16 protein-coding genes are annotated in these 16,576 nt (G+C 53.6%); 1 reads left to right on the plus strand and 15 read right to left on the minus strand.

What is annotated here, in order from left to right; all coding sequences use genetic code 11:
• From PBA01S_RS20860 to pxpB, 14 genes are all read right to left on the minus strand, one after another.
• The coding region (locus tag PBA01S_RS20860; protein WP_164744223.1) for an XdhC family protein at positions 1-386 on the minus strand (386 nt) is incomplete at its 3' end.
• Positions 387-457: 71 nt separating this feature from the next.
• Entirely contained in the window at positions 458-2,773 is a 2,316-nt protein-coding gene (locus tag PBA01S_RS20865) for a xanthine dehydrogenase family protein molybdopterin-binding subunit (protein WP_085170712.1), read from the minus strand.
• Positions 2,770-3,267: a (2Fe-2S)-binding protein gene (locus tag PBA01S_RS20870; RefSeq protein WP_028539463.1), complete on the minus strand. Its 498-nt coding sequence runs from the start codon at positions 3,265-3,267 to the stop codon at positions 2,770-2,772. The genes PBA01S_RS20865 and PBA01S_RS20870 overlap by 4 nt, the downstream gene beginning before the upstream one ends.
• Before the next feature lie 30 nt (positions 3,268-3,297).
• Positions 3,298-4,257 carry a type 2 periplasmic-binding domain-containing protein gene (locus PBA01S_RS20875; protein ID WP_085278996.1) on the minus strand — a complete coding sequence of 320 codons (960 nt, stop codon included), beginning with the start codon at positions 4,255-4,257 and terminating at the stop codon, positions 3,298-3,300.
• Positions 4,258-4,278: 21 nt separating this feature from the next.
• A complete protein-coding gene (locus tag PBA01S_RS20880; RefSeq protein ID WP_127576647.1) occupies positions 4,279-5,127 on the minus strand; it encodes an FAD binding domain-containing protein in 849 nt (282 codons plus the stop codon).
• 33 nt (positions 5,128-5,160) lie between these two features.
• Positions 5,161-5,472, minus strand: a complete 312-nt coding sequence (locus tag PBA01S_RS20885; protein ID WP_028539460.1) for a 2Fe-2S iron-sulfur cluster-binding protein — start codon at positions 5,470-5,472, stop codon at positions 5,161-5,163.
• Positions 5,473-5,535: 63 nt separating this feature from the next.
• A complete protein-coding gene (locus PBA01S_RS20890; RefSeq protein WP_085170713.1) occupies positions 5,536-7,236 on the minus strand; it encodes an FAD-binding protein in 1,701 nt (566 codons plus the stop codon).
• A 23-nt stretch (positions 7,237-7,259) separates the two neighbouring features.
• Positions 7,260-8,042: a LamB/YcsF family protein gene (locus PBA01S_RS20895; RefSeq protein ID WP_028539459.1), complete on the minus strand. Its 783-nt coding sequence runs from the start codon at positions 8,040-8,042 to the stop codon at positions 7,260-7,262.
• A 131-nt stretch (positions 8,043-8,173) separates the two neighbouring features.
• A complete protein-coding gene (locus tag PBA01S_RS20900) occupies positions 8,174-9,601 on the minus strand; it encodes a UbiD family decarboxylase (RefSeq protein WP_127576648.1) in 1,428 nt (475 codons plus the stop codon).
• Between the two features lie 99 nt (positions 9,602-9,700).
• Positions 9,701-10,741, minus strand: a complete 1,041-nt coding sequence (locus PBA01S_RS20905; protein WP_127576649.1) for an ABC transporter substrate-binding protein — start codon at positions 10,739-10,741, stop codon at positions 9,701-9,703.
• A 91-nt stretch (positions 10,742-10,832) separates the two neighbouring features.
• Positions 10,833-11,639, minus strand: coding sequence for an ABC transporter permease (locus PBA01S_RS20910; RefSeq protein ID WP_127576650.1), 807 nt, complete (start codon positions 11,637-11,639; stop codon positions 10,833-10,835).
• 18 nt (positions 11,640-11,657) lie between these two features.
• A complete protein-coding gene (locus tag PBA01S_RS20915) occupies positions 11,658-12,434 on the minus strand; it encodes an ABC transporter ATP-binding protein (RefSeq protein ID WP_164744224.1) in 777 nt (258 codons plus the stop codon).
• A 68-nt stretch (positions 12,435-12,502) separates the two neighbouring features.
• Entirely contained in the window at positions 12,503-13,522 is a 1,020-nt protein-coding gene (locus tag PBA01S_RS20920) for a 5-oxoprolinase subunit C family protein (RefSeq protein WP_028539454.1), read from the minus strand.
• Positions 13,519-14,280 (minus strand): 5-oxoprolinase subunit PxpB, encoded by a 762-nt coding sequence (gene pxpB / locus PBA01S_RS20925; protein ID WP_127576652.1) that lies wholly within the window; start codon positions 14,278-14,280, stop codon positions 13,519-13,521. The genes PBA01S_RS20920 and pxpB overlap by 4 nt, the downstream gene beginning before the upstream one ends.
• Before the next feature lie 293 nt (positions 14,281-14,573).
• Here pxpB and PBA01S_RS20930 point away from each other — a divergent pair, with 293 nt between their 5' ends.
• Positions 14,574-15,365 carry an IclR family transcriptional regulator gene (locus PBA01S_RS20930; protein ID WP_255315406.1) on the plus strand — a complete coding sequence of 264 codons (792 nt, stop codon included), beginning with the start codon at positions 14,574-14,576 and terminating at the stop codon, positions 15,363-15,365.
• Between the two features lie 68 nt (positions 15,366-15,433).
• Here the strand turns inward: PBA01S_RS20930 and PBA01S_RS20935 are convergent, their stop codons facing one another.
• Positions 15,434-16,486, minus strand: a complete 1,053-nt coding sequence (locus PBA01S_RS20935; protein ID WP_028539451.1) for a UDP-N-acetylmuramate dehydrogenase — start codon at positions 16,484-16,486, stop codon at positions 15,434-15,436.
• Positions 16,487-16,576: the final 90 nt, after the last annotated feature.

A 16,576-nucleotide genomic window follows, 5' to 3' on the forward strand; every position in this document is an offset into this window, starting at 1 on the left:
GGCTCGCGCGTCTCTACGCGCTGCCGCAGGTCGCCGATGATCCGGGCCGCCGCGTTCGGCGCGCGGACCGGATCAAACGGCTCGAGCCACACCGTGATCGCCCCGTTGCACCCGAGGCCGGTGCCCCATACCTCGTCTTCTCCGATGCGGAAGTCGTAGAGCAGCTTGCGCGGCTCCAGGATGCGAAGCACCTCTTGGGCATGCTCGCGCAAGTCTTCCTCAATACAGCCGCCGCTCAGAATGCCCGTCACCTCGCCATCCGCATGGATGAGGCAACGCGCGCCTTCCCGGCGGTAGGCGGAGCCGTCCACATCTACAATTGTGGCAACAACGCACGCCTGACGCTCGGCCAGACAGGCGTCTAACGCAAGCATGAGCTCCTCCATGTTCATGTCATCTCCCGTCTTCAATCTGGGGGCCGTCTAGTCGCATTCTGGAACGGCCCCCCCTTACACCCTTAGGATTGCAACGATTTCCACACGCGTTCTGCCGACAATGGCAGCACATAACCGCGCCGACCGGTGGCATGGGCGATTGCATTGGCAATCGCGCCCGGAACCGGGTCCAGCGCCACTTCGCCTAAGGACTTCGCTCCGAATGGACCATGCGGATCGGCTTCCTGTACGAAATGCACCTGAACATCCGGCATATCCTTAGCCCCCGGCATGCGGTAGTCCATCATCGAAGGGTTCATGACTCTGCCTTCACGGACGATCAAGTCCTCCATCGTCACCCAGCCGATGCCTTGGGCTACGGCGCCCAGCACTTGGCCCTTCGCCATCGTTTCATGAATGATCGTGCCGGAATCATGTACTGCCCAATATCCGACAACCTTCGTGCGGCCAGTGTCCGGATCCACTTCGACCTCAGCAACATGCGCCGCAAACGGATAGTTTGGCGATGGATGCCCGAAATAGGTGGCGTCCGGCAGCTCGGTATCCGGCACATAACTTTCCTTCACCGTAAGCTCCTCGCCGGCATGACGAGCCCGGAACCAATCAGCGACATCGCTAAGGGAATACGTCTTACCGCTATATTGAACGACGCCGTCTTTAAATACCGCGCCTTCGCCCAGCGCTTCAACTGCCAGCTTCTCGATTTCGCGGACCAGCGCTTCCGCCGCTTTTTGCACCGCATTACCGCCCATAACCGTACTGCGGGAAGCCAGCGTACCGATGCCAAACGGATACCGCCCGGTATCCCCGGATTTTACTAAAATCCCGTCTTCCGGAATCCCCAGCACGCGGCTGGCGATGCGGGCGTAAGTCATCGACATCCCTTGGCCCAACTCGATTTCGCCGGTTTCCACTTCCACGAATCCGCCCGGTTTCACGCGGATCACGGCCGTTGAGCCGTCAAACCGCGGATCGATCGCACGGAAGCCCGAGACGTGATTGGCCACCGCTAGGCCAAGGCCCCGGTAAGGCGGCAATTCGTTTCTCCGCTCCCAACCGGACAGCTCCTTCACCTTCTCGATGCACGCCTCCAAATTACACGTATCGAGACGATACCCGTGCAGCGTGGTGTCGCCGGCGTGAACGATATTTTTGAGACGCAGCTCAGCCGGGTCCATCCCCAGCTCCAGCGCAATCTCATCAATCACGCTTTCCACGGCAAATAGCATCTCCGCATTGCCAAACCCGCGCATACATGTCGTTGGACTATTGTTGGTGTACACCAGGTACCCCGTCGACTTCACATTATGGAAATGATAAATGTTGTCGGGCCGGGTGCAGGCGGTGGCAATGACGTTAGGGCTCCAATAGACACGAGCGCCCGCATCGGCATATACCGTCAGATCTTTGTACACGAAATTCCCTTCCGCATCTGCCCCGATCTCAATGTCAAAAGTCAATGGAACCCGTGGATGGGCCGTGATCATATCTTCATACCGATCCAAAATGATCTTCACATGCCGCCCTGTCGCCATCGCCAAGGCGGCTGCGATCACATGAACCTTCAGAACGTATTTGGCGCCAAAAGAACCCCCAATCGGCGGCACGATAATCCGCACCTTGTCCTCCGGCAAGCCAAACCCGGCCGCATACGCTTCCCGCGCCCGATACGGAATGTGGGAAGGCGCCCAAATGGTGACGCCCTCTTCCTCCGACCAGTGCGCGATCGCCCCAACCGGCTCCAAATGCCCCTGATAAATGCGGTTCGAGATGTAACGCCCGCCTTTGACGACGGCCGCCTTCTGCTTCCCGGCTTCCACATCACCGCGCGAGACATCTACCTTCATCGGTCGGTTCAGCTCCACGTCCTCATGAATCTGAGGAGCACCGGGAGCCATCGCTGCTTCGGGGTCAAATACGCCTTCCAGAGGCTCTAGCTCCACCTCAATCAAGGCCAAGGCTTGCTCGGCTGCTTCTTTCGTCTCAGCCGCAACAGCAGCGATTTCGTCACCGATGAAGAGCACACGATCGCGGGCGAGAATGTTCCAGTCTTTGAATTTGGTCGGCCCATATTTATGGTTAGGTACGTCATCTGCCGTGATAACAGCATGTACGCCTTCCACCTGGCGTGCTTTGTCCACGTTAATCCGTTTGATCCGCGCATGGGCCAATGGGCTGCGGTAAATCGCGCCAACGAGCTGCCCCGGAAAATTCAGATCGTGCAAGTAACGGGTCTGCCCTTCCAGCTTGGACTTCAAATCCAGCGGCTTCTGCTTTAACGTCGGATTCCCTTGCCGAGCCGAAGGATTCGGGTCAGCCGGGTTCATGACCTTGGCGTCTTGCGATTTGCTAGCTTGCTGTTGGCTGTTTGTCGTCATCGCACGGCTCCTTTCGAGGCCAGGACGTGCTCCGCCGCTTCCATAATGCCCCGATAACCGGTGCAGCGGCACAGGTTGTTCTTCAGCGCCGCGCCGATGTCGCCGCCGAACAAATCGGGATTTTGCAGCCAAGCCCAAGTGGACATCATAATCCCCGGCGTGCAAAAACCGCACTGTACGCCGCCATACTCCTGCATCGCTTGCTCCAGCTCCCGGAACTCCGGATGTCGGGCTAAGCCTTCGATCGTTTCCACCGATTGCCCTTGGGCGGAAGCGACCGGCACCAGGCAAGAGACGACCGGTTGGCCGTCCAGCAGCACGGTACAAGCCCCGCATTCGCCGGTGCGGCAGCCGATCTTTGTCCCTGTCAGGCCTTGTCCTTCACGGATGACGTCCGCCAGCGAAGCGGTTGGCTCTCCGTTCCAGGTCACGTCCTCGCCGTTAATCGTTAACGTCAAACTAGAGTTAAGGTTATGGTTATGTCCGCCGTTCATGAGGCAGCACCTTCTTCCTTTTACAAATGCTTATGTGTTTTGGACGGAGGCATGGAACACTTCCTGCGGTGTGAAGCTGCGGTCCAGCAGGCCGTCCTCCTGAAGATAAGAAATAAACGTCTCGATCTGCGGCCAGTTCGCTGCAACTCCGTAAGGCCACATATCCCCGTTCATCAGCTTGGCCGAGGCTTCAGCCGATTCCCAGACAAACGGATTGGAGGTGGCATTGCGAATCGTCTCCAGCAGCTCCGCGATCCCTTCATCCTTGATCGCCCGCATCAGCTCATACAGCTGCTTGGGCAGTTCCGGGAACTGCTCTACGGTGGTTGCCTTCAGCGAAACCAAGTGCATAATTGGGAAAATCCCCGTACGCCCGTAATACTCCCGCTCGACGTTCCATACGTCCGGGATTAACCGGCGCAGCACGCCGCCTTCGCCCGAAGCCGGGAACAGCTTGGCCGGCGGGCGCCGGGCCGTCATGATCGCATCCACTTTCCCTTCCGCCAGCGCTTCAAAAATATCGCCCTCCACCAGCGTTGCCGGTGTCTTCACCGGCACCCGCTCTGGACGGAACGTAAACCATTCCATCTCGTCAGTGGCGATCCCCCATTCATGACGGAACATGCCCCGGACCCAGACGGCCGCGGTCATTTGGTATTCGGGAAATCCGAACCGTTTGCCTTTAAGCTCGGAAGGATGCGTATATGGACTGTCCGAACGGACATAAATCGCATTATGTCGGAATGACCGGGATAGAAATACCGGGATGGCCGTTAACCGCGTATCTCCTCCGCCTTTGGCAATCAGGTAGGAGGCCAGAGACAGTTCGGATACGTCATACGACGCCTGGGAAATTTGGTTCACAAAAATATCTTCAATCGACTCCCGCTGCACGTCGAGCGTAAAGCCCGGCAGCGGTTTGGCGCCGCTGAGCAATTTTAAGGTACGATCGCTCTCTGACATGGCGATCTTTAAGGTTGTCCCTGCCATGGTGATGCTCCTCTCCCCTCGTTACAGGCCGTTCGGTAGCAAAGCGTTCGCGGCCCGCTTGATATAAGTCCCTACTAAGGCGCGGCGATACTCCGCGCTGGCGCGCACATCCGTAATTGGCGAGCTGTGCTGCACGTACAACGCGCTGAGCTCGTCCAGCTTAGCGGCGGTAAGTTCGCCGCTCCACCGCTCTTCTTCCTCCGCGCTCAGCGTGAAAGGCTTCGGCGCGGCTGCGCCCACGGCGGCCGTCCCCCACTCGATCTCATGGCCTTTGCCTTGCAGCAGCAAGGCGACGGAGACGATCGAGATGTCGGTGGCCGCACGCTGATCGTGCCGCAGAAACACCTGCGGCACCTCGAGCACCCGGGCCGGAATGAACAGCGACGTGATCAGCTCGCGTTCGCGGAGCTGGGTCGCCTTCGGCCCGGTGATGAAGTCCGCGATCGGCACGCTGCGAGTGCCGTCCGCCCCGGCCAGCCGGACTTCCGCTCGGTAAGCCACGAGCGGAACGACCATATCGGCGGCCGGGGAGGCGTTCGCCACATTGCCGCCCAGCGATGCGCGGTTTTGGATCTGCCAGCCGCCAACGATGCGGGCGGCCTGTTGCAGCGCGGGCACGACGCGAAACGTGTCGCTGCCCCAAATCTCGGCGGCTGTCACCGCGGCGCCGATTTCAAGACCCGCCTCGGTGCGGCGGGTCGCTTGCAGCTCCGGCACACGCCGGATATCGAGCCAGTCGGTGTGCTCCGACTCATAGCATTTACGCTGCACGTTCACGAACAAATCGGTTCCCCCGCACACGATACGGGGATTCCGCTCCCGAAGCAGCTCAAGCGCTTCGTCTAATCTGCGGGGCTGTAGCCAGGCCATAATTGCCCCTCCTTCATGTAAATATGATGATGTCTACTCCAAGGCGGTTGCCAAATCCTTGATCCACGGACGGCCGGTCAGCGGCTCAATCTTAACCTCACTGCCTGGAACAGCGCGAATGCTGCACAAGTAACCAGGTTTGCCATCCACAAACGCCGAGCATTCTTTGCAGGCGTTGGCGGAACGGCAGGAATACCGTACCGAAAAGGACGGGTCGACATGCTCCCGAATCCAAAAGATCGCATCCAGCAGGCTCATCCCGTCACGAAATGGAACTTCGTATTTCTCAAAGGAAGCGCCGCTTTCTGCATCGCCGCGAACTACGTTTAAAGTCACTGTTGCCATTGTTCCTTATTCTCCCTTCATTCGGAACCGTCTTGCCGGCTCGTTTGATCTCGTCCGTCTCCGTTAGCTGCCCGCCGGCAGCGGAACCTCGGTGACGACCCAATCCCCTGCCTCATTTAAGACATAGCTGTAGCTGGACGGTTGGCTGAGCGTTTCGTCGTAATCCAATCGTACATGGGCACCGCGCGTCTCTTTGCGTTCCAGGGCGCCAAGTACAATCGCTTCGCTGACTTTCAGCATATTGGCGGCTTCCAGCTTCTCGAACAGGGACAGCGCAAATTTGCCCGGCTTCGCCAGCGAGATGCGGTCCAGCTCGCTGCCCAGCGCCTTAAGCTCCGTCAACGCTTCCTTCAAGCCGCTTTCCGTACGAAGCGGACCAGCACCCTTCCACATCACCTTCTGCAGCTTGCGTTTAAACGCTTGGAGCGAGGCAGAATCCCGCTCAACCGGGGTAGGATGCCAAAATTGCGTTAACCGCTCCATCTCCCGCTCAAAGGCTTGACGCACAGCAGCTTCATCCAGTGCATCGCTTTTCTCGCGTGCGGCAGTTTCACCGGCAATTCGCCCGGTAACCAGTGCTTCGGTGATGGCATTGCCGGATAAGCGATTCGCACCATGCATGCCATAAATCAACTCACCCGATGCGAGCAGACCCGGTACTCTTGTGCGCATTGCTTCGTCTACCCGTACACCGCCGAGCATAAAGTGCGCCATTGGGGCTACTTCCACCATATCCTTGGTCAAATCCACGCCTTGATTCCGCAAAATATCGATGACCGGGCCAAACGCTTCCTTCAGCTTGTCCTCCGGTACCATCGTGAAGTCGAGATACGCTCCGCCGTGCGGCGTACCGCGGCCAGCCTCCACCTCGCGGAAAATCGCCAGTGTCGTTTGGTCACGCGCCGCTGTGTATTTTCCGGCAACTTCGCCGTTGTATTTATCCATAAATTCTTCTTTCAAACCGTTCAGCAGGCGACCGCCCAGCTTATAGCGGAACGGATCCCACATGATCGGATCGATGCCAACGAGAGGCGGGAACAGGTGAGCAATGGGGAAGAACTGCACCATCTCCATATCGCGCACTTCGGCACCTGCCTCGGCTGCCAGCACGAATCCGTCACCAGTCATGTTCGCCGATGCACTGTTGCGTTCAAAGACCTCCGTTAACCCGCCTGTAGCCAAAATGACCGATGAAGCGGCGATACTGATCGGGCGGTATTCCTCCATCTCAAAGCCGATGGCACCGACGGCCCGCCCATTCTCAACGACAACTTTCGTGATCATCACGTTCTTCAGACGTTGGATCTTCTCGTCCTTCCAAATCGCCTTCTTTAAACCAGCGGCTGTAGCACCGCCCGTATTCAAAATATCCACGTACACGCAGCGGGCTTTGGAATGCCCTGGAGCAAACGCCTGTGAACGCTTGCCATCCGGTGTGCGGGCCCACTTGACGCCATAACCTTCCGCTTCGAGAATCACCTCGGGTCCCCGTTCGACGACAGCACGAACGATCTTGGGATCAGCCAAGCCCCGGCTTCCCTTCATCGTGTCCTCAAAATGAATTTCCGTACTGTCCTCTTCCGCTTCGCCCAATGCTACGGCTACGGTCATCTGCGCCAAAATCGTCGCTCCGCCCCGGCTGATTAAGCTCTTGTCGGTCAAAATTACGCGGGCGCCTTCATCGGCCGCCGCTCGGGCTGCCATCAACCCGGCGGCTCCGGATCCGACAACCAACACGTCCGTCTGTAAATGCAATGGTTCCATCCTGTTGTCTCCTCCTTCAGCGCTTACGCTTGTTGCCCCAGCGTGATCCCTACCGGTTGTACCGTAATCCCCGCAGCCGTTAATGAAGTGCGAATTTTTTCCGCAAACTCCACGGCATGAATGCCGTCACCATGAATACAAATCGTATCTGCTTGGATATCCACATCGACGTTCTGCTGTGACATGACTTTGCCTTCGGCAACCATTCGAATGACCTGTTTCACCGATTGCTCCTCATCCGTAATCAGAGCATCCGGCAAACGGCGCGAGGTGAGTGAACCGTCGGATTGGTAGGTCCGGTCAGAGAAGACTTCGCTCGCGGTGCGTAACCCAACTTTCTTCCCGGCTTTAATCAGCTCGCTGCCGGCAAGTCCAAACAGAATCAACTCCGGATCGATTTTATACACTGCTTCGGCAATCGCCTCAGCCAAACCGGCGTTCCGTGCCGCCATGTTGTAGAAAGAACCATGGGCTTTGACATGCTGAAGCTTCGCCCCTTCCGCGCGTACGAATCCCCAAAGCGCACCGATCTGGTACACTGCGATGTCATAGGCCTCTTGCGGAGACAGATCCATATCGCGACGGCCAAATCCAATCAAATCCTGCAAGCCCGGATGTGCCCCTAGAGCCACGCCATGATCCAACGCCAGCTTCACGGTCTTACGCATCGTCGCCGGGTCGCCGGCATGGAAACCGCAAGCGATATTTGCTGATGTGACATACTTCAACACTTCGCTGTCTCTGCCCAGCTTATAAGCGCCAAAGCTCTCGCCCATATCACAGTTCAAATCCACTACATTACTCATGCTGATGCTCCTCTCACAATTCATTAATAGGATTAATTCATGGCATTAACTATGAAACAAGCCAGCCTCAAACGGCAGAATGGACAACGGAAGTGGTCTTCTCCGTCTTCTGTCGATTGAGGCTACATGCTTTAGATTTGCCAGTTGGTTTTCTCTTCGGCCGACAGTTCGCGCAGCGAAGCCAAATCGGCCAACTCCACGTGCTCCTTGGGAACAACGGCCCGTTTCGGAAAGACGACTGGCGGCGCCGGTTTGGTGGCGTCAACGATTACAGCACTGGACATGCGCGGCGTGTTCTTGCCTTCGGCGTTGTACTCCCAGTTCGTTGGAAGCAACCCGCCCGGACCGTTCCAACGCGGGATGACCAGCAAATCACGTTCTGCATCAAACCGTGTACCAATCGCCCAAGCCACCTCTTCTCCGTTAAACACGTCGATGTCCTCGTCCACCACGACGATATGACGTAAATTCTCCGGCTCGGTATTTAGCGCTGCAAAAGCTGCTTTTTTCACGTCCGCATCCTTTTCCTTCTGAATTGACAAATAACAGTTCATGCGGGCATAGAAAGGAACGTTTACCGTTTTGAGACCTGGCACGATTTTTTTCACCGTGTGATAAATACTGCCGGAACGCGGCACTCCGCCCACAACCAAATGCTCTCGACCCGATGCTACAATATCTTGGAAGATCGCATGGTTTCGATATGTAATCCGTTTGATGCGGATCGTTGGTACCGAGCCTCCGCCGAGATAATGGCCCGGCCATTCGCCGAACGGCCCTTCACTATGATCGTTATCCGGCAAAATCTCGCCTTCCAGAATGATCTCCGCATGCGCTGGGACGAGCAGATCAGACGTATCCGCCTTCACCAGTTCCAGAGGTTCGTCCATTAATGCGCCAGCCGCTTCGTATTCCCCGCCGATCCCTTGAACCCGGGAAACCGCTCCCATGATGAATCCAGGATGATGGCCTAATGCAATTGCGATTGGAGCCGGCTTGCCTTGTTTTTTATACTTTTTGTAAATCAATCCGCCGTGGTGTGCTCCAAGGAACCACACACCCATGTCGCGTTCGTTGAAAATTTGATGACGATAGATCCCCGCATTAATCAGCCCGGATTCGGGATCGCGGATAATCATCACCCCCGCCGATAAATATGGACCGCCATCCATCTCGTTGTGCACGGGAATTGGCAGTTTGGACAGGTCGACGTCTGCTTCTTCAATCACGTTTTCCTTCACTGTAGCAGCAGCGCGGTCTACGACCACAGGTTCAATCGGTTGCTGCAATTTCTCGCCATATACCCGCGGAATGTCTTGGACCTCACATCCTAAATAGAGGGCGACGCGCTCGTACGAGGTCAGCAGATTGGAAATACACGCCATTTGTGAGCCCTTCACCTTATTGAAGAGCAAGGCCGGGTAATCGCCTTTCTCCGCCAATGCCGCAGCATAAGCGGTAATGCCAAAACGCGGATCAACCTCCGTGTCGACAAGCTTGACGCTATTTGCATCAAATTGCGTTAATTGTCCAAGATAGGTTCTTAAATCTTTGGCCATGAGCGGATCGCCTTCTTTCTCTAATATCGTCGGTTGTGAAATAAATCGGGCGAAAACACACGGTATAAGCGCGCGTTGTTCACCCGATTCTAATATGACTTAAGGAAGCAACGAAAGGTCCACCGTATCTTCAAACGGAATTTCTTTCTCAAGAACGCCTGCTTCGATTTGCGTCTTCGAGACGTTCTTTGCGCCTTCCTCAGTTACTTTAAGTCCCGCCGGTACTTTCGCCAGTTGATTTTTAACGGCCGTTTCCATCACGTCGGCTGGAATTTGATCGAACTCTTGCAGCATTGCTTCTACTGCGGAGGCCGGATCCTTCTGCACGCGTTCATTCACTTCATTGCTGACTTGAAGGAATCGCTTCATCGCATCCTGATTTTTCTCAACCCAATCCGTTTTGGCCATAACCGTGATCCCGGCAAAATCATACGGCGGGTCATACAGCACCCGGTAGTTCCCGGTAGCTAACATTTGCGAAATCGTTGGCTCGGACACCATACCGCCAGCAGCTTTGCCGCTTTCGATGGCAGCCAGCATCGTAGCGCCGCTGCCGCCATTGATGATTTGTACGTCTTTGTCCGGGTCGATATTGACTGCTTTCAAGCCTTCACGCAACCCCGTGTCGGACAAACTGCCAACCTTGGTTACAGCCAGTGTCGTTCCCTTCAAATCTTCCAGCTTCTGATACGGAGCATCGTTCTTCACAACCAGCGAATAACCTACGCCATTGTAAATTTCGCCGTAAGCTTTCACGCCAAGGCCGTTCTTTTGCTGTCTTAAGACGTGCTCATAAGAACCCAAGACAATGTCCAAGCTGCCGCCAACCAAGGCTTGTACCATATCCGCACCGGACGTGAAGCTTTGCTTCTCGATCGTAATTCCGGCTTTCTCGTAAGAGCCATCATTAATCCCGATTTGCGCAATAATTGGCGTCATGCCGCCGCCCACCAGACCTACGCGAATTTTGACGTTTTCTGGTTGAGTAGCATTGCCAGCATCTTCATTGCTTCCTGTTGCCGCATTGTTCGCGCCAGCGTTATTCCCTCCAGAAGCCGCATTGTTGTTGCTTCCGCACGCGCTGACCAAAGCCATCGTCAGAACCAGCAGCGTTGCCAGGAGCATTTTTGTTTTTTTCATGTGATTCCCCTCCTTGAATAATCGCTTTCTTTCTAAATGTATGGTTGCTCCATTTTTATTTCATGGGGTGAAATAATTTGGAGTTCAGCCCTTAACGATATTTCAGTAGCCGCCGCTCAACCTGAACGATAATTTGTTCCAAGACAACGGCGATAATCATGATGAGGACAAGGCCTGTAAAAATACCTGTCGTATCCAGCATGTTGGACGAATAGGTGATGTAATATCCAAGCCCCCGATTGGAGCCAACCAATTCAGCGATAACTGACCCGATCAGAGCCATGCCGATATTCAGCCGCAAGCTGGTTAGAATCCAAACCGTAATCGAGGGAAGTACAACCCAGCGAAGCTTATGCGTCCATTTCGCCTTAAACGTGCTCATCATATCCATTAAGTCTTTGTCGATGTTTCGCACACCTTCATAAGCATTGTAAAAAGCGACGAAGATAACCATTGCCACAACCATCAAAATCTTCGAGGTCATTCCGATCCCAAACCAAACGATAAAGAGCGGTGCCAGCGATACCCGGGGCAAGCTGTACAAAGCCATGATGTACGGATACACCCATTTTTGAAATATCCCGCTGAACGCGAGCAGAATCCCCAGTAAAGTACCTCCAAGCATCCCGATGATAAGACCTACGATAGATTCCTGCAGCGTAATGCTCATGTGGAACCAAAGATCCCCGTTTGCGGTCATGTCGATAATTCGCTTCACAATCAAGGACGGCTTGCTTAGCCAAAAAGAATTAAATACCGTACCCGACAACAGCTCCCATAATCCGATAATGACGATAAATACGACCAATCTGCCGATCCATACGGTGGCGCTGCGATTCCCGCGTCCTGCCTTAGGGGAAGGAGAGCTTGCCGATGGGGTTGATGTTTTTGCTGCCATATTGATGATTCCTCCTCTCTATTCCCCGTCAGACATTTGGGCCCAGATTTCTTTCTGCAGCTCTTTGAACTCGGGATCAAATCGGATCTCGTAAAATGGACGCGGTCGTTGCAAATTCACTTTAAACTCTGCTTTGATTCGCCCGGGCCTGGAGGTCATCACGATCACCCGATCAGACAGTGCAATCGCCTCTTCGATATCATGAGTGATAAAGAGCACGCTTTTTCCGACGTTCTCCCACAACTGTAGGAATTCTTCCCCAATTTTCACCCGGGTCTGCGCATCGAGTGGTCCAAACGGCTCGTCCATCAAATAGATTTCGGGGTCGTAAGCGAAGGTCCGTGCTAGAGCTACCCGTTTACGCATTCCGCCCGATAGCTCCTTCGGATGGTAACTGCCGAAACCGTCAAGTCCAACCATTTTGAGAAGTCGGTTAGCTTCTTCCAGTTGCTTGTCTTTCGCAAACCCTTTGATTTCTAACGGTAAGCGAACGTTGTCGATGACGCTTTTCCACGGGAGCAACGCATCGTTTTGGAACACCATTCCAACCTGGCTAGGCACACCCTGGATTTCTTGACCGTCCAAAAAGGCATGGCCGCCATCCGGCTTCAGCAACCCAGACACTACTTTCAGCAAGGTTGATTTTCCACAGCCGCTCGGACCTACAACCGATACGAATTCGCCGTCTTCCACCTTAAGCTGAACGTTCTCCAAAGCAACGGTGCGTTGGCCCTTGGAGTCGTACTCTACACGCAAATCCCGAATTTCGAGTTTTGGATGGCTATTGTTCTCCATAATAAATTCCTCCATACTGAATTTTCCATTCATGCTGTCTGATTATGCATGCCGGTCCAAGTCCCTGATCAGAATTTGCGCCCCGATATCTCCAGCTGATGCAGCCCCTCTCGCAGCGTTTGAATCGAGAGTTCCCGCTCGATCATTTGCTGCTGGGCCTCTTCCAAGGTGATCTTGCGGAATCGCACCCGAGCCCCTAAGCTGGCCTGTGCAAGCAACGGCAAATCTACACTCGCGACTTGCGCAATTTTTGGATATCCTCCGGTTGTTTGGCGATCCGCCATCAAAATAATCGGGTTCCCGTCAGGTGGTACCTGTACAGTTCCCATTGTCACGGCCGAGGAGATCATCTCTTTCGACTGCTCCAGCTTTAACTCCCGGCCTTTGAAACGGTAACCCATCCGGTCGGACTGCGGCAAAACCGCAAATTCCTCTTGCCATAAATCGTGACGGCTGGATTCTTGGAACAATTCGTATTCTTCCCCTGGAATCAGCTGCACAGTTGGATTAGCTGCATATTTCGGTAGCATTTGCGGAAAGACCGCCCATCGGCTGACCGCGCCGCTATCCTTGCTTGCCTCTCTGGCGAGTAAACCAAGAAAATGAGAGCCAAGGGGACTGATCTCCCCGAGCGTTAATCGGTCGCCGGCTGCAAGCGCCCGACCTTCATAACCGCCGATGCCTGCTCGTAAATAAGTCGAACGGCTGTTCATCTGGATCGGAACATCGATGCCGCCCCCTACTGCCAAATATGCGCGACAGCCTAATTTCGCCGGACCGAAGGTCAGCGTGCTTCCCTTAGGCGCCAGGACAGTTCTCCACAACGGGACGGGTACTCCATTCAGCTTAGGGGATAAATCACCTCCACAAAGTGAGATCAGCGTCGTCTGCTCAAAGTGGATGACGGGACCTAGCAGCGTAATTTCCAGCCCGGCCTCCCCTTCCGCATTCCCAACCAGTAAGTTCGCAATACGTAAGGCGAAGGCATCCATCGCACCGCCAACGATTACGCCATACTTCTGAACACCAAACCTTCCCAAATCCTGAACCGTAGTTAGCAACCCGGGTTTTTCGATCAAGAGACTCATCGCTCCAACTCCTCCCATGCTTCAAATTGTTCACGGGTGATCGAGTAGAAGCGGACGATATCTCCCGCCTGCAACAAAGTTGGCGGCATTTGCTGAGGCTTAAACAATTCGATCGGTGTTTTTCCGATCAACTGCCAGCCGCCTGGGGTGTCAATGGGATAAACTCCTGTCTGATCTCCGGCAATGCCAACGGTACCAGCCGGTATAGACAAACGAGGGGTTTCCCGACGCGGAGTGGCAATGCGTTTAGACATTCCTCCCAAATAGGCGAAGCCAGGAGCGAATCCAAGCATATAAACCAGATAATCTGCAGATGTATGAATATTGATCACTTCTTGAGGGGTTAGACCATTGTGAGAAGCGACCGTTTCTAAATCCGGCCCCCACTCCCCTCCGTAGCAAACAGGAATTTCAACGATTCTTTCTGGTGATGCTTTAATGTCTTGCAGTGTGTGAATCAACTTGGACACGAGCTCGGCAGCGAACTGGTATGGAGTCAGTGTGCGAACTCTGTCCTCATGCTTCTCCGCTTCTTCCAAGAGCTTCATGAGGTCATAATATATGGTCACCGACGTAAAAGCCGGAACGCTCTCGATCATCCAAGGAAAAGGGTGATGCTCCAAATATTCCGCCAACTGCCTTACCTTTAAATGCGTGCTTGTTTGAATTGAATCACCAAATGTCACAATTAACGCCGAATCTCCGAGCGGAGTGATGATGGGAAACTCAGCAGGTGACGGAGAAAACATGATGTCCATCCTCCTATCCGAATTTCGGACTTATAATACCGAATTACGAATTTTCTGCATAAAATCATTGTTAGTTATAATTCCATAAAAATCAAGATTTTTTCCGCTAAAGCGTTAAAAGATTTTGTTCCGTAATTCGGATCGGAACTTCCGAAAATCGAATGTCCAATATATACGATCATTATAGTCGGAATTGGTTAAAAATCAAGCATTATTTTCCGTAAGCGTTTTTGGTTTTCAACAATCTTCCATTCGTTGTATACTAATACAGAACGAATTAGAGGCCATGCAGGAGGCATACCGTGCAAAAGAACACCAAACACAAGAACAAAACCGTGGTCAGGTCCATGGATTTGCTTCAGTTATTCCTGACCCACGCCAAGCTGAATATCAGTGAGATGGCCAAGTTATCGGGGATTCCTAAAACTTCGGTCCTGCGCATGATCGGATCATTGGAAGAAATGGGATTCTTGAAAAAAGATACAGAAGGTTTTTATTCGCTAGGTCTACTCTTTCTTCAATACGGCAACCTGGTTGCCGAACGATTAGATATCCGCCATATTGCCCTGCCGGTCATGCAGCAGTTACGTGACGAAATTCAGGAAGCCATTCATCTCGTGCTGCGTGATGGAGACGAAAGCATTTATATTGAGAAATTGGATACGGATCACCCCGTAAGGCTATTCACCAAAATTGGTCGCAAAGCCCCGTTGTATGCCGGCGCTTCGTCTCGCATCATCTTAGCTTTTATGCCGGAGGAAGAACGTGAGGAGTACCTCGAAGCCACAGAACTGCTACGGATCGCCTCCGGTACAATCACTGACAAAGCGCAGCTGCGTCATATTCTGGAGCGTTCCCGTCAGGAAGGATACAGCTTTAGCCGTTCTGAATTGGAGAACTACACGGCTGAGTTAAGCGCTCCGATCTTTGATCATACGGGGCAAATTATTGCTGCACTCAGCGCTGCTGGATTGGAGGTCCAGTTTGAGGAAGAGCGTATCCCAGAACTGGTTAAGGAAGTCCAGCAAGCGGCTAACGAAATTTCTCGTAAATTAGGTTATACCCAGTCCATACCGATTGCGGTATCGCAATAACCTATCTTTCCAACAAGAACAAGCCCGTCCCGGCGACTGCCGAGACGGGCTTTTAAGGTAATGAAACGTTATTCTTGTTGAAGTAGGGTGGCCTGACCTTCGACGATCACGACTTCAGGTTCGGGAACAAAACCGTAATTCCGATCAAAGGCATCCTGTACGTGACGAATGAGTTCGATCACATCGGCCGCGGTCGCCCCGCCCACATTTTGAATGACATTGCCGTGAACAGGTGAAATCCGTGCATTGCCGCGCTGAACCCCTTTTAAGTTAAGACGATCCGCCAGTTTCCCAATCGGCTCGCCAACGGAATAGTTGTTTTTGAACACCGATCCACAGGAAGGATACGAGAAATGCATCTTCCCTACTCGGTCCTCAATAATCTTTCGCATCGGGGTCAACGCAGCATCTTGCCCCCCTAACCCTTCCTTCGTCTTCAACCATGTGATGAAATGCGAAGCAAACTCCGGTAATTGGTGAGACGGAAGCTTTCCTTCCTGAAGCGCAACCAGCTCCGGGATCGCTGTCAAATCGGCAGCTTGAGCGATAGAACCGAGCTTAAACTCAGCGCCAACGATAAACCAGCGCGTTCGATTATGCTGGAACACCGACTGTTTATACCCAAATTCGCATTCCTCGCGGCTGATGGTTTGAACGGTACCCGGCTGTTGCAAATCGATATAATGAACCTTGACCAACGTATCGCTGATATGACGGTCAAAATATTTAGCATTCATATAAATTCCACCGCCCACCGTTCCCGGCAGCAAAAAGGTAAAATCAAAATCAGTAATCCCCAGGCCATATCCGATCACAGCCAACATCGACATTGGCACCCCTGCCGAGACGTATAGCCGATCTCCTTCAAGCTTCACCTCAACCATTTCTCGAGTGGTCAGAAACAGTGCATCGGGATCCGGCTGATCGGGAAACAGCAAATTGGATCCTCCGCCAAAAAAGATCGGTGATATACCGCGACGATAAGCCAATTCCAGCAACTCTTGCAATTGTTCTACTGAATGAGGCGTTCCCACAAAACGGGCCTCTCCCCCGATTTCGTAAGTCGAATAACGGGACAACGCCTGATGTGTTCGCAGTCCAGCCAAATTCCAGCTTGTCATATAAAGCCCCTTCCTACCTGCTTCCTAAACAGTAATGTATATTATGTCGTTGGGCGATTTCAGTGTCAATGAATCGTTTAAAGTATTACG

Origin of the sequence: Paenibacillus barengoltzii NBRC 101215 (genome assembly GCF_004000745.1) — a bacterium.
Taxonomy (GTDB): domain Bacteria; phylum Bacillota; class Bacilli; order Paenibacillales; family Paenibacillaceae; genus Fontibacillus; species Fontibacillus barengoltzii.